At 45.0% G+C, this 14,295-nt stretch carries 12 protein-coding genes; 4 read left to right on the forward strand and 8 right to left on the reverse strand.

Going from position 1 to position 14,295, the window contains the following annotated elements; translation table 11 throughout:
• Positions 1-57 precede the first annotated feature (57 nt).
• Positions 58-1,977, reverse strand: coding sequence for a DUF2334 domain-containing protein (locus tag AC58QM_RS25690; protein ID WP_497287674.1), 1,920 nt, complete (start codon positions 1,975-1,977; stop codon positions 58-60).
• A 374-nt stretch (positions 1,978-2,351) separates the two neighbouring features.
• On the opposite strand from AC58QM_RS25690, the gene AC58QM_RS25695 reads away from it, so the two are divergent.
• Positions 2,352-2,561, forward strand: a complete 210-nt coding sequence (locus tag AC58QM_RS25695; protein WP_497287675.1) for a hypothetical protein — start codon at positions 2,352-2,354, stop codon at positions 2,559-2,561.
• Positions 2,562-2,660: 99 nt separating this feature from the next.
• On the opposite strand, the gene AC58QM_RS25700 is transcribed toward AC58QM_RS25695, so the two are convergent.
• Complete coding sequence (locus tag AC58QM_RS25700) at positions 2,661-3,017, reverse strand: winged helix-turn-helix transcriptional regulator (protein WP_497287676.1); 357 nt, start codon at positions 3,015-3,017, stop codon at positions 2,661-2,663.
• Between the two features lie 143 nt (positions 3,018-3,160).
• On the opposite strand from AC58QM_RS25700, the gene AC58QM_RS25705 reads away from it, so the two are divergent.
• The 3 genes from AC58QM_RS25705 (at position 3,161) to AC58QM_RS25715 (ending at position 6,481) form a co-directional block, all read left to right on the forward strand.
• A complete protein-coding gene (locus AC58QM_RS25705) occupies positions 3,161-4,033 on the forward strand; it encodes an SDR family oxidoreductase (RefSeq protein ID WP_497287677.1) in 873 nt (290 codons plus the stop codon).
• A gap of 31 nt (positions 4,034-4,064) precedes the next feature.
• Positions 4,065-4,775 carry a DsbA family oxidoreductase gene (locus tag AC58QM_RS25710; RefSeq protein ID WP_497287678.1) on the forward strand — a complete coding sequence of 237 codons (711 nt, stop codon included), beginning with the start codon at positions 4,065-4,067 and terminating at the stop codon, positions 4,773-4,775.
• Between the two features lie 539 nt (positions 4,776-5,314).
• Complete coding sequence (locus AC58QM_RS25715) at positions 5,315-6,481, forward strand: GGDEF domain-containing protein (RefSeq protein ID WP_497287679.1); 1,167 nt, start codon at positions 5,315-5,317, stop codon at positions 6,479-6,481.
• 474 nt (positions 6,482-6,955) lie between these two features.
• Here AC58QM_RS25715 and AC58QM_RS25720 read toward each other — a convergent pair whose 3' ends face one another.
• The 6 genes from AC58QM_RS25720 to AC58QM_RS25745 all read right to left on the reverse strand — a co-directional run bounded on the left by AC58QM_RS25720 (position 6,956) and on the right by AC58QM_RS25745 (position 14,247).
• On the reverse strand, positions 6,956-7,399 hold the full coding sequence (locus tag AC58QM_RS25720) for a DinB family protein (protein WP_497287680.1): 444 nt from the start codon (positions 7,397-7,399) through the stop codon (positions 6,956-6,958).
• A gap of 45 nt (positions 7,400-7,444) precedes the next feature.
• Entirely contained in the window at positions 7,445-7,960 is a 516-nt protein-coding gene (locus AC58QM_RS25725; RefSeq protein ID WP_497287681.1) for a HugZ family pyridoxamine 5'-phosphate oxidase, read from the reverse strand.
• A 26-nt stretch (positions 7,961-7,986) separates the two neighbouring features.
• Positions 7,987-8,766: an ABC transporter ATP-binding protein gene (locus tag AC58QM_RS25730; protein WP_497287682.1), complete on the reverse strand. Its 780-nt coding sequence runs from the start codon at positions 8,764-8,766 to the stop codon at positions 7,987-7,989.
• Between the two features lies 1 nt (position 8,767).
• A complete protein-coding gene (locus AC58QM_RS25735) occupies positions 8,768-9,757 on the reverse strand; it encodes a FecCD family ABC transporter permease (RefSeq protein WP_497287683.1) in 990 nt (329 codons plus the stop codon).
• A 17-nt stretch (positions 9,758-9,774) separates the two neighbouring features.
• A complete protein-coding gene (locus tag AC58QM_RS25740) occupies positions 9,775-10,794 on the reverse strand; it encodes an ABC transporter substrate-binding protein (protein WP_497287684.1) in 1,020 nt (339 codons plus the stop codon).
• 471 nt (positions 10,795-11,265) lie between these two features.
• A complete protein-coding gene (locus tag AC58QM_RS25745; protein ID WP_497287685.1) occupies positions 11,266-14,247 on the reverse strand; it encodes a rhamnogalacturonan lyase family protein in 2,982 nt (993 codons plus the stop codon).
• Between the last annotated feature and the right edge of the window lie 48 nt (positions 14,248-14,295).

The raw sequence follows: 14,295 nt of genomic DNA on the forward strand, positions 1-14,295 counted from the left end.
ACTATACCGGAAGCTGCAGACAGCAAAAAGCACCCCTCCGGGTGCTTTTTCGCCTACCTATCGCGTTCCCTTTCGAAATGAAAGAGCTAAATCCAACACATGCCCCGTTTCATCATAGGAGCCCATATCCATCTTCCGATTGCCGTCAAAATCAGCAACGACACCACGTCTCTCTTTGCCTTGTGCCCAAGGGCCAAATTCGTTATCCAGCGGCTGGAAATGGTTATCTCCCTCGTTCTGGAATACCCGCCAGATGCCCGTCTCCGCGTTATACGCAATCAGATCGCTTCGTCCATCACCATTCGTGTCGCCGACTAGCAGCTGATCGCTATTCCCAAAGGAAACCCCACCTGCTGTTTGGGGGTCAGCGAACATGCCTTGTCCTTGACGATACATAATGGATACCCGTCGCTCCTTATGAGAGACACACAGGATATCATCATCTGCAGCGGTGTCTTGCATGTGAGCTGTGAAAATTTCAGCATCTTCAGGCAGCTTCGTGTCGGACTCTGTATACGTCAACTGCTGATTCAACCAGTTAACTTGCACAAGACCCTTGTCACCTCTAGCAATCAAGCCCATGCCGCCGCTAGACCGAAGCGTACGAATAGATGAAAGTCCTAAAGGTAAGGCCCCCATTGCGCGAACTGGCAGGAACTGTTTCTGATCGGCTATGGCTACCCTCACATTTCCTGTTTCTGCGTTATACGCGAGCAGATCTTGTTTGCCATCACTGTTGACATCCACAAGCAAAATCTGCTCTTCAGGAGCAAAAGTCTCTCTTAACCATACTTGTGAAGCTTCCTGCTGGCGATTTCTTGGCATTTCATAATTCCCAGGAATAACTAGAATACGATGGAGCTGGCGCACGACCACATCCGCATGTCCACGGCCTGTTACATCGCCTAGCATCACATTCTGCAGCTTCGTTCTAGGTGGCAGTGTAACACGATGTGCAGGAGTAAAAGGGACGATATCGTGCAGTGACATCCAGCGGTAATCTAGCTTCTTAAAGCCTGCAATCAATTTATGCAAGTAAGACGCTGTATCTCCCTCTTTATAGTGATAGAGAGGAATACCCTCTTTCACTGCTGGATTTCCATCCGTCCCTATGACAGGTTCAAGGTGTGAAAATTCTAAAAAAGGATGGAAGTAAAAAGAAGCTAGTCCATCATCCTTTGCTGCCTTATCCAACATTTGATCGACTGATTTGTCGTCGCTGATGTAGCGATATGGCGCAGGGATATAGACAGAACCCAAACTATCTTGTCCGTACGTATTAATCGTATCATAGGTATTCATATCATCACGTGCGTTTTTAGCGTAGAGATCAGGTTGATACATCAGCCCGACGAAAGAACGAAACACGCCTTGCTGCTCGTGGGTATCTTTATAGTGGGGAGACTCCCAGAACGCGGGATGTAGACCTGCTCTAGCAAAGGCAGCCAAGCTTTCTTTCATCCGTTCCGCTGCATAAGAGAGCTCTTGCGTTTCCGGTGCATCCTTAATGTTAAACTCAGACCCTATTCCTGAGTTTTGCTCGCCATCCGAACGATAGGTCTCCCCATATTGATGACGGTACCCATGCATGCCTAATACACCGCCATGCTGCTCAGCCTGCTGGAGAACCTGAATAAACGCGCTGACAACTTCGTCTGGATTGGGGTCGTCAATCCCCTTTTCCTTCCAGACACCATCATCTTGCAAGCTCATCCTTCTGGGAATTACCGCCACATGAAAGGGTACATCCTCAGACTCAATGTAATTCATGACGGCCCGCAATTTCCCCAAGCCTTCGAGTGTATTGTAATCACCGCCTAATCCAACATCCTCCAGTCGGATCATGACATGACGTTTCCCTGCATTAGGGGAATCATTGGTCTCTGTCTGAGTTGGGATATAAACGGCCAGCGCAACGGCTGCTAGAAGGCCACCAACGATACCAATTCCAATCTGCTGCCACAATTTACGTTTCACGCTTGCCTGCTCCCCCATTATGTAAAACGTAGATAATACCTATGATTTCGACATTTTCTCCTAAATTATATATGAATCTAGGTCTTCTTACTATAAGAGTTTGAACAGAGGTCAAAATGAGATAAAGCAAGGCGTGGCGCGATTGGAATCGCTTCCATTATAATGGAAAAACTTCCATAAACAATACGCTAATAGTGCCACTGCTTATAGGTAATAGATTTGCCTTCTGTCTCCCGTTTTCTGTTTGCTTGTTTCATTTTGCGGGAGTTGGGTAAGAATATAAAAATAACACAATCTCTTTACTTCCAGATAATATTGCAATGACATAAACATCGTATCCTAAAGATATCTTATTGTGACGGAGGCATCCGACTATGACAGCAAAAATCGGTTTCGTATTTTTCTGTATATTGTCCCTATCGGTTCTAGGTGTTGCTGCAAAAGAGAGTCAACCAGAGAAGCTATCAGAGAAACGCACTGACAATCACATTGTTCGTCCTTACTCGCCTGCCCTTTATGACTCCACGGAACAATTCGAGTATGAATTCGAGTGGCAAAATGGCAAGATTATTGCGAATCCATAATAAACGAGCTTATCTTCCTATACGTTTACTTACATAGTGATCATAAATAAACCCCCGACTGCGAGAGTCAGGGGTTCTTCTAGTTGGCATGCGCCGCATTCACTCACCATTCTTCTTAATGATCTCATACTTCTTCCCCCACTCCCCCATGCTCTCGAGGATAGGAATGAAACTTCTTCCTGCATCTGTCAGGGAATATTCCACTTTAGGAGGAACCTCCTGATACACTTTCCGATGAACCATGTTATCCTTTTCTAACTCTCTCAACTGCGTCGTCAGTATGCCTTTCGATACACCAGGCACCAACCGTTGAAGCTCGCCAAACCGTTTTGTCTCTCTTAAATGCCACAGAATGATGATTTTCCATTTACCTGCAATGACATTTTGGGTCGCGGTAACGGGGCAGACTTCAATTTGTTCTACTGGAATTTCACCCTGAAACGATGTTCGGGACATGTCCAATCCCTCGCTTTCTCCATGGTCTTATTTTTATGACTATGTTATTAAATTGTTACTACTTACATTTTTAAAGATACTATAATAATATATGACTATAACGAATTAACCAACATTTTTTTATAAATAGGAGGACATTAGTCATGTCAAAAATCGTGGTTACAGCAGCAACAGGTGAACTTGGTAAATTGGTGGTTCAGCACTTACTGAACAAAGTACCAGCGAGTGAGATCGCTGTAAGTGTTCGCAATGTCGAGAAGGCCGCTGAATTTGCAGCGTTAGGCATTGAAGTGCGATATAGCGATTTGGATGATCCTGCATCGATGGAGAAAGCTTTCGCAAATGCCTCTAAGCTCCTGCTTATTTCTTCCCCGCAAGATGATTCGATTAGCCGTGTACGCAAGCATGTCAGTGCAATTGAAGCTGCCAAAAAAGCCGGTGTCCAGCATATCGTTTACACGAGCTTTGCTTTTGCAGATGTTGATGCTTTCGCCCCACTGGCCAATGTGCATCTAGCGACTGAGTATGCGCTGAAAACATCAGAAATTCCAACAACGATCTTGCGAAACACTTGGTATCAGGAGCTTTATGTGAACCCGAGCTTGCAAGGTTATATCGATAATGGCCGCATAATAAACTCAGCAGGAACAGGAAAAATAAATACAGCTACACGCGATGACCTAGCCTTGGCTACGGCAACAGTCCTTGCCGAGGATGGCCATCAAAATTATGTTTATGAGCTTGCATCGTCCCAATCTTGGAGTTATGAAGAACTAGCCGCTATTCTATCACAGGTTTCAGGTACCGAAGTAAACTACCAATCCGTCTCCGATGAGGATTCTTTCCAAGGTATGGTTCAGGCTGGACTTCCTGAAGGTCTTGTACACTTCCTAGTGGCGATTGATCGTAAAATGGCTGCAGGAACCGAAGGACACACGTCCAACGACCTTGAGAAGCTAATTGGCAGAAAACCGACTTCCATTCATGAAAGTATTGCGCTATTATTCAATAAATAATCGTTATACTCCTAACTACGAGGTGAACCTTATGCAAGTTGAAATTTGGTCGGACTTTGCTTGTCCGTTCTGTTACATTGGCAAACGCCGCTTTGAGCAAGCCCTAGCGAGCTTTGCCCACGGTGATCAGGTTGAAGTTGTCTATCGCAGCTTTGAGTTAGACCGTCAAGCACCTACAAGCGTCCCACACGACGTTTATGACATGCTCTCTTCCAGATACGGCATGAGCCGTCAGGAAGCGATCTCCATGAATGAGAAGATGCGTCAGCAAGCTGTTAGTGAGGGGATCGACTTTAATTTCGATGGCCTCGTGCTGACGAACACCTTCGATGCTCATCGGTTGCGGTTATTCGCCGAGAAGCAAAATAAAGGTGCAGCTATATCGGAGCTATTATTCCGTGCATATTTCAGTGAGTCCAAGAATGTAAGCGACCATGGCATCCTTGCAGACATTGCGGAAGCTATAGGACTTGATCGCGAAGAGGCCCTCTCCGTGCTCGATAGCGATCAGTTCGCCGAGGACGTGCGCGCCGAAGAAGACAAAGGCAGTCGCCTCGGTATCCGCGGCGTTCCGTATTATCTCATCAACGGCAAACATGCGTTGTCCGGTGCACAACCAAGTGGCGTCTACTTGAACGCTATGCAACAGCTATGGGATGCCGAGCAACCGCCACAGGTTGCTGAAACAGCCAGCGACGAGGCTTGTTTGGACGGCACGTGTGCGGTTCCGAACAAACCTTAAGCATCGACGTTTACTCTTATTACCAGAAGAGGTTGTCTCAAAAGTTCAATTTAGACTTTTGAAACAACCTCTATTTTCGTTAAAGACCTAAGAGTAATAACCCTCCTCTTGCAATCTAACTGGATTTTCTCCATCTATTTGAGACGCAATCCTCGAATCCGAAAGGTTAACTGTATTATCTGTAGTTAAATTTCTTCGATTTGCTCAACGCTTCAAATTTCTTACAAATTAAATGCATTTTTTCCATCTAATCATGAAAAACGTCAGATTCGAGCAAATTAGCTGTAGTTTCTACATCTATTCACGAATTGATAGTCACCATGCGTGAAAGGAATTTTAATCGGCCCTACAATGTACCCAATACCTAACTTACACATAGAATAATCAAGCCAATAACGGGAAACTAAAGCAAGGAAGAATTATCGTTTATATTTGGAAAAATTTAGAAGCACCTCACCTCAATTTTATGGTAAAGTAAAAATGTTCGACATTTTTTTCGAAAAATCCCCCAAACTTCCAACAGTCAGATGAGGTTCAAAATGGAACTACTTATCGATATGAAAACCATGTTGCTAACTCTCGTCATCGGGCAACTATTTACGGCCGTGTTCATTATTGCCTACTGGCGTCATCGTAAGGATGATAGTACAATTCGGTACTTCTTCTATGCCAAATGTACGCAAGCCGCGGCTTGGCTTCTTTTAATGGTTCGTGGCGGCATTTCGGATTCACTTACGGTATCTCTTGTGAACTCATTGTTATTTATTGGTTATGCATTTGAAACGATTTCCATCCTGAAGATTCAAAATACGCTGAGCAGGCAGATTCGGAACCTGTATGCGGCTTTGACCCTTTTCAACATTGTTGGCTTCCATGGCATCCTGCTTTTTTATAACGAAGAGAAGTTCCGAATTTCCTTTGTTTCCATAGGTATAGCTGTGGGACTCCTCATTCCAGCTTTCCAAATGATTCGTAAGCAAGCTGCATCTACATTGACCAAAGTCATTGGCTATTTCTATCTGATCGTCGTTACTGTGCTTCTTATTAGGGTCGTCAGTGCTTTATTCTTTGGCACACTAATGAGCTATTATCATCTGGACGGTAATCAGACCCTGATGCTGCTTTGCCAGTATCTCGCTATGATTGTAGGCAATACGGGATTCATTCTCTTGATGAAAGAACAGACCGACCAAGCCTTGCTTCGACTGGCCAATTATGACGATTTAACCGGTACGCTCAACCGGAGGACATTCGTCACACTTACGAATCAATACATGACCGATTATGAGAAGAAAAAGAAGCCAATTACCTTGCTGCTGTTTGATATTGATAACTTTAAGTCGATTAATGATTCGTTCGGTCATGACATCGGGGATCAGGTGCTTGTTGATCTCTCGAAGCGAATGAAGGCTCAGCTTGGCGCCGATGATCTATTTGCTAGATATGGCGGAGACGAATTTGCCATTATCGTACCCGGCATGAATGAACGGGAATCAACGCTCTACTCGGAGAAGCTCAGACAGGCCGTTGAAGGCTCGCGTGTTTCTGGATTGAAGATCTCCTACACCATCAGTATAGGCGTTCTCACGATCGTCCCGAGTGAAGGGGCACACCTCGAAGACATTTACTCGACTTGTGATCAAGCGCTCTACCAGGCAAAAAGGAACGGACGGAATAGCGTGTATCGCGGCTCTGTAGACAAATAAATGAGGCTATCGCTATGTGTGCGACGGCCTTTTTGTTGTTGTGTCAAAAAGCTGATATCCGTTTACATGAGCGGCGACGGCTTGATCACAGTTTGTGACAAACTATCAAACACTTCCTTTTTTCAGAATAAGGACGACAAATTTCCTGATACTTTTTAACTCATTCTTGTTAATTTAAGGCTAAGCACAAATAACCCTCACAGAGAGTAGGTAGGTAAGATGATTTCTCTAAATGATAAGCCCATGTATCTAGCACACTTTGCAAAGCTAATCCAAATGGATGAACATCGGCTATTTCGTATATGTAAGGGGATCGAGGACAACGGCTATAGATTTAACCGTAACGAAAATGGGCATATTGATTTATCGGAGAATGATATTACGGTCGTGTTGAGTTTTTGTTTGTAAAAGGTAAAATGAGATAAGAAATAGACCTCCTTGGCCGATTGCGCACAAGTGAGGTCTATTTTCGTTTTATTTACTTGTTGGCGTACCCGCGTTTTTCTGTGTGAGCGAGATTTGCCCAGCATGAATACCCGTGTGGTACATCAATCTCCCGACAGCCTCAAGGGGCGTGGATGCACCGATGCGGGACTCCACACTCACCTGCCAAGCTTCCTCTGGAAGCTCACGCATTGCTTCAATCAGGTGCGCGTTCGATGCTGCTAGCAGGTCAACCAATTCTTGCAAATTCGTGAAGGATGGCTTGTCCGCGTCCCCTTTGCGATTCTCAGGTATGCTTTTTCCAAAAAACCATTCCGCGAACATGAACTCTACTTCCGCATTATGATATAGCAAACCGCCTATCGTGGAAGAACCTACCTGCAAGCTCAAATCCTGCTCAGGCAAAGCCTTCACTGTTTTATGAAAACGTTCTTGAATCGCTTGCCAGATAGGCAGCACTGTTGAAAAAGTCATATGAAGTGATCTCCTTTGCTTACATCATTGTCCACGGACAGATCATTATTTATTGATGGCATCTTTCTTTTTATCCACAACAACATGAGTGAATTTATTCGCTTCCAGATCTAAGTCAAAAGCCATACCGAAGCCAACAACATAACGACCTTGCAAAGGTGTCATCTCAAACAATGAGAAATCTAGTCCGCGTAGCAAATCTACCATTTTCGCACCATGATCCGCATTGAATAACTCGAAAATATCGTCATGCCCCTCGTTACCGATGTTCTCAGAAGTACAGCTCCAACGCACGCGTTCTGTTGCAAATTTATTATTGGTTTCGGATTCGTCGGCAATCAGCAGCACATCAACAAAATCGTTGTTTTCCATATAACGATAGTGATCAGCGATTTGGCTAATATAAATATACAGCTTGCCATCTTTTTTAACGAAAGGAGCGTAGCTGATAAACGGCTTACCTTCATCGTCAATCAAGCTCAAAATCAAGTTTTTGCGCTTGGCAATAAACTGCAAATAATTTTCCTTATTCTTCTCAATATCAACCGGTTTCTTCTGCATGCTGATTCCTCCAATTATAGGGTTGGCTATTTTACCGTACTTAATAGATGAATACGAGGCTTCTGCTCAGCCATAGCGTAGGTGACCTCTGCATCCATCCGATACACTTCCCTGATCATATCTGTCGTCATCACTTGACGCGGTGTTCCGCTCATCGCCTTCTCACCGTTTTGCACCACAACAATACTATCACTATAACAGGACGCTTGATTAAGATCATGCAAAACCATAACGACTGTCATCCCCATCGACTGATTAAGTTCTCGAACGAGTTCAAGCACTTCATGCTGATGAGAAATGTCCAGATACGTTGTCGGTTCGTCTAGTAGCAAAATCTGAGGACGTTGTGCCAACGCCATCGCAATCCAGGCACGCTGCGATTCACCGCCGGACAAGGAAGAAACCGTTCGGTCTTTGTAAGGTAGTAACTTCGTTTTCTCCAAGGCCCAATCGACAATACCTAAATCTTCATTATCTAACTTCTCGAACCACTTTTTGTGCGGATACCTGCCATATGAGACAAGATCAACCACTGTCATATCGCTTGGCGCCTGATTCTTCTGACTAAGTATGCACATCTTGCGTGCAGCTTGTTTGGAGCTCAATGACTTCATATTTACACCGTCAAGCATGACCGTTCCCGTATGATACGGAATCAGCCGAGAAACGGCTTTGAGCAGTGTGGATTTACCCGAACCATTCGGCCCGATAATCGACAATATCTCACCTTGCTTGACAGAGAAGGAGAAGTTGTTGATGACGCTCTTCTGTTCATATCGGATCGAAATCCCATCGACTGTCAACATATTAGAACGCTCTCCTTCTCATCAAATATAGAAAATAAGGTGCGCCAATTACGGCCATGAGAATGCCTGCTGGGATATCAAGTGGGGCGAACAAGGTCCGTCCACCTGTATCTGCAAGCAATAAGACAAGGGCTCCAAGCCCCATGCTCATCGGCAGTTGAAATTTATAATCCGAGCCTACTAAGAGTCTGGACATGTGCGGAATGACGAGACCTACAAATCCAATCATGCCAATAGCTGCTACGGATACCGCTGACAAGAATACGGCCAAAAGCGACAACAGGATACGAATACGGTTCGTATTCTCACCCAGATTCGATGCGACTTGGTCGCCAAGACGAATGATATTCGCCTTGCGGATGGCGAACATCGACAGAATCCAACCAACGATCGCATAGGGATAAATCATCGTCAATGCATTATTTCCTTTTGCAGCAAGACTGCCATTCAGCCATTGTACCGCCGAAGGAAGTCGATCACTGTACATAATCGTCAAATAGCCAATAACGCCTCCGCATAAAGCATTTACGGCAACGCCGGAAAGAATAATGGTTATCGGCGTAATCCCGCTCCGTCTCCACGCAAGTGAGTACACAATGCCTGCTGCAATGACGCCGCCTACAAAAGCAGCAATTGGAATAAATTGCGTGTACGTAGGTGCTGCTAGCATAATCACAAGCACACAAGCTGCGGCACCGCTAGTAACCCCTGTCAACCCAGGGTCAGCAAGCGGATTGCCCATGACAGCTTGCAAAAGCGCGCCTGAGATGGCGATATTAGCGCCAATAATCAATGCCAGCAAAACGCGAGGCAATCGAATATCCCAGATGATCGTAGCATGCATGGCTTTGGACGGAGAACCCCATAACGTCTTGAGAATATCCGGTATTGAGATCGATACACTGCCTAGACCAATCGCGATGATGGCGACTATCGCTACAAGTATGAACGTCAAGATAACAATCGACTGGTTTCGAGTTTTGCTAATCACGGGTGTAGCTCCTCAGGTTATTTATAGAAGTAGTTAGAGATTTGAGTTAATGCTTTATCTACATTTGTAATGGACGTTACACCAAAGATGCTGTAATCCAATATCTGAATCTTGTCATTCTTATAAGCGGAAAGTTGCTTCCAAGTGGTATTTTTCTCTACTTCCTTTTTGAACTTATCTACCGTTGCGCCATGGTCGCCAGAAGCTAGAACCAATACAATGTCCGGATCAATTGCGACAATCTGCTCCATGTTAATTGCGGAATAAGTTGCTGTTACTTTCAAAGCAGAAGTGGCGATGTTATCTGCATTTACTTTCTTAGCAAGACTTCCTAAGTAAGACTTTTCACTCATTACCATGAACGAATCTGCTGTTCCAATCACTAGCATAACTTTAGGTGCTTTCTTGCCTTTAGACTCTTTAATCAAGATATTTTCTTGATCTAGGATCTTCGTCAGAATTTTATTCATCTCATCTGTTTTCTTAAAATACGTGCCTAACACTTTGAAGCTAAGCTTCAAATCTTCAAAGGAATCTGTACGCAAGTAGGCTTTATCAAGCTTGATTCCTGCCAAGTTTTTATCCAGCGTACTTTTGAGGGATTCCGCACCAAGCAGCAGGTCGGATTCCAAGCTCGTTACAACCTCTAGATCTGGTTGCATAGGTGAGCCAATACGTTTAATTCCATCAAATGCCGCTGGAAGCGGATTCGTTGAAGTTGGTACACCTACAGGCGTAATCCCAAGAAGATTTAGCATTTCTGCCAAGGGTACAGATGTTGTTACAATGCGCGTCGGCACTTTCGCTGGGAATTGGCTTAAAGCTTGGGTAACAGCCGCTGGGTCAATCCCATCATTCGTCAAACTATATACTTTGTCTGCATCAGCAGCAGTTTTCTGAGCATTAGGACTAGCAGCAGCCGTAGTAGCTGGACTTGGTGTGCTTGTGCTTGGAGCTGACGCTTCCTTTGTTTGTGACGAACATGCTGTCATTACCAATAAACCTGTTAAAAGTAAAAATGAAACGAACCTTTTCAAAACCCATGACCCCCTGATGTATGTATATTTGTAATTGATGTTAATAATCATTATCAATAAAAATGATAATCATTATCAGGGAAATGGTAACACATTATCTCTATTCTTTCAATGAGAAAGATTCTTAGTGCGCCCAGGATTCGCGCGCGATAGGATCTCCGGCATCATTAGTCCGAAATCATCAAACTAATTTCACTGTGAGCGTCATCCATGCTTCGTTAGTCCGAAATAACCCCACTAAATCAGCTTAAACTCCCTCCAGTGATGGATAATAGGTAAATAGTTTGGCAAACTCGGACTATTGCTTCTTTTTAGAGAGGACCGCTTGTTTTAGTTCGGCAAACTCGGACTAACGTAAACTCCAGTGAGAGTTAAAGTGAGTCTTACTTACGGAAAAAGGCTGCCCCTAAGTAGATTCTACTTTTAGGACAGCCTGCAATAATGGTTTATGCTAGAGCAACAACTTCAACGTTACTTAGGATCTTTTGGGTCCTTGGGATCTTTAGGATCTTTAGGATCTTTAGGATCTTTAGGATCTTTAGGATCTTTCGGATCCTTATCGTGGTGTTTATCCGTGTATTGGACTTTCGGCGCCTTTAATCCGCCTGCCAGAACAGTGTCTCTGATGTCCTCACCGAGGTAGAAACTCAAGTGCGGCGGCTGATTATACGCTGTGTTCTGCCATGCAATACCGTTCCGATACACTGGATCATGCATAAGTGTATAAATTCGGTACTCCGTAGGAATAGTCGTACTGAAGATTCTCAGTTCCGAACTGTCCGTTGTCGGCAGAAGAACTTCCTCACGCCAATCTCCTAAGATATCGGCTTGTAGGGTCGGCGTCGCCTTCGTGCCATTGTTACTGACGACACCTGCAAAGCTTTTGAAAGGCTCCGCCTTCTTCGTGATAGGATTAAATTTGGTGATCGATGTATTATCCAACAGCTCATTTAATAAATCCCCATCCCAGAGAAGCGAGAAGTTAACCGATACACCTGCCGTTCTAAAACTATCGACTTCAACCTGACCTTGGACGTTATAAATGCCACCACCAGATGCTGGCGTCGTTCCTCCCGTACCCCAGAATTCAAAGCCTGGGCTTGCGGTAATATTGGACGCCAAACCACGCCCTGTATCGACATAACCATTGTAGGACATCAATGTTTCCCCAGTTGCAGCATCATGAAGTTCTACAGAAGCCACAGACGGAACTTCATGTACCGCCATAACCTGAAGGCCTTCCCGTGCAGGATCAAATGCCCCTACATGAAGCGCATCACCGTGTGAACCCTGTTCACGCTGCATGTCGCCATCCATTTCATAGAGAATGGATCCATCCTGATCAAGGGTCAACGAACCTGCAATAATCTCGTCGAAACCGTCATTATCAACATCGGCAGTGGCTAGATTGTGGAAACCTAAGCCTGCACCTCTGCCCGCTTGAGCGGAGTCGAAGGTCCACTCTTCTTTGAGCTTGCCACGAACTAAGCTATAAGCCACATACGTCGTCCGTTCATAATAACCTCTGCCAAAAATCGCGCTCGGCTTTACGCCGTCCAAATAAGCTAATCCGGCAAGGAAACGGTCCGAACGATTGTGCCACGTATCTCCCCAAGAAGCGACGTCCCCCAGCGGGAATGCATAATTAATCGTGTCGATGACCTTCCCTGTTTCTCCTTTAAATACGGAGATATATTCAGGCCCACCGAAAATATGGCCAGCCTCATTCACCCATTTGCCATTATCCGCTGCATTGCCAATGACACTGATAACCTTGGTGCTATCAAACTTCCCGTTAGTTACCCCATAGACGGTTGTGGCATCCGCCGTTTTAATGAGGAACTCACTTTTGCCGTCTCCATCATAATCTGCAATGATAAATTGATGATAGTGGGCTCCCGATGTGAGATTCAGCCCCATATTCATCCGCCATAAGAGCGTGCCGTCCATTTTATAAGCATCAAAAATCGTTGGCCCCGTCATAGCGTTCTGCGAGCTGTCGATGGCATTGGAGGGATACCACTTCACAACAACCTCGTACTCACCGTCACCGTCCAAGTCGCCTACACCCGCATCATTAACACTATATGTGTAGCTGCCTGTAGCCGTTGTTCCTCCTTCAGGCTTTTGCATCGGGATAGAAAGATAATCATTAGCCGTAGCTGTCGCCGCTGCTTTCGAATCTGATTTCCCCTTAACCAGCGTCTCCACTTTGTAGTCATCACCTGGGACACCAGCCGCATCCACATAATTGGTAACCGACAATGGTGACGTATTCAGCTTTTGCCCGTTGCGGTAAATGTTGAACTTCACATCGCGATCATACTCATCTGCCAGCAGACGCCAGCTCACGAATATGCCCTCATTTGATTTCAAAGCAATTACGCCTCTATCCAGCCACTCTGTCTGCCTTGCCTTATCAGGTGGAGTAAGACGGTTATAGACATATTGGGTTGCATATCTGCCAAAACCATTCTCCAAACTTGCCGGAACGGCAAGCTCTCCCTGAAACGTATACACGCCAGGCACACTAGAATTCCAAGGCTTTCCGACGTTCACCCACGAACTTACAGGTACGGATGCCTTACTATTATTGGCAAGGGTAACGTTCACAGATGGCGGTAAGCCGATGGCATCGATATCCCGCTTCTTTTTGTCTACATACACAGTGTGATAGGCTAACTTATCCACTTTTGTTATTCGATTTTCGGGAATAGGCTTATGATAAACACCGAAGTTATCGAGGTACGTCGTCCAAGCAATATTATTGCCGGATGTCCGCATGCCCACCAGTTTTACCGAAGCTACCGAACCGTCAAAAGCTACACCTTGCAGCGATGACGTAAATTCTTGACTGGTACCCGCAGCTTTGTCGGTAAGCTTCAATTTAACTGCTTCATTTTCTACATCGAGATTAATCCCTACCTTATACCATGCTTGAGGATTAGTAATACCCGTACTAGCCGCAGGCTGCTTTCCTGCAAAATATTGCAATGGCGAGTTATTCGTATTATTTACCGTAAACACCGTATTGCCCGTGCTATCGAGGAGCCTAAACTCACCGCCGTTTTCACTAGGATTACTCGCGGCTTTATCATTAACCTTGCCAGGATACCAATCAAATTCAACGAGAATCTGGCTGCCTTTGACCGAAGTACTAAAGTTCTTGGTCGCTACACGCCCACCACTTTGGTTCGTCTGTGTAAACTGCAGCATCGGGGTGCTATTCCCAGCAACTCCATATGTATTGATAGATACGGTGGCATTTGCAGTCGTAAACCCCCAGAATGCAGGATCCACCGCAGCTGTATCGCCAAAATCACTATAATAAACGCTGTCGAGTTCGGTCCCACTTGTCCCTTCAGCTGCGGACGCCATGGACCAGTTCGGTATAAAGAGAGCGCTTGCAAGAAGTAACGAAACGACTTTTCTCCATGGTCTGTTAGTTCGCATTGTTATTTTCACTCCTTCTATTCGAGTTATGAGAGACGCTTGATTACT

This window comes from Paenibacillus sp. J22P165 (assembly GCF_059692015.1).

Coding starts and splice junctions, on each gene's coding strand:
- AC58QM_RS25695 (WP_497287675.1), top strand. CDS start 2,352: ATGACAGCAAAAATCGGTTTCGTATTTTTCTGTATATTGTCCCTATCG.
- AC58QM_RS25700 (WP_497287676.1), bottom strand. CDS start 3,017: ATGTCCCGAACATCGTTTCAGGGTGAAATTCCAGTAGAACAAATTGAA.
- AC58QM_RS25705 (WP_497287677.1), top strand. CDS start 3,161: ATGTCAAAAATCGTGGTTACAGCAGCAACAGGTGAACTTGGTAAATTG.
- AC58QM_RS25710 (WP_497287678.1), top strand. CDS start 4,065: ATGCAAGTTGAAATTTGGTCGGACTTTGCTTGTCCGTTCTGTTACATT.
- AC58QM_RS25715 (WP_497287679.1), top strand. CDS start 5,315: ATGGAACTACTTATCGATATGAAAACCATGTTGCTAACTCTCGTCATC.
- AC58QM_RS25720 (WP_497287680.1), bottom strand. CDS start 7,399: ATGACTTTTTCAACAGTGCTGCCTATCTGGCAAGCGATTCAAGAACGT.
- AC58QM_RS25725 (WP_497287681.1), bottom strand. CDS start 7,960: ATGCAGAAGAAACCGGTTGATATTGAGAAGAATAAGGAAAATTATTTG.
- AC58QM_RS25730 (WP_497287682.1), bottom strand. CDS start 8,766: ATGTTGACAGTCGATGGGATTTCGATCCGATATGAACAGAAGAGCGTC.
- AC58QM_RS25745 (WP_497287685.1), bottom strand. CDS start 14,247: ATGCGAACTAACAGACCATGGAGAAAAGTCGTTTCGTTACTTCTTGCA.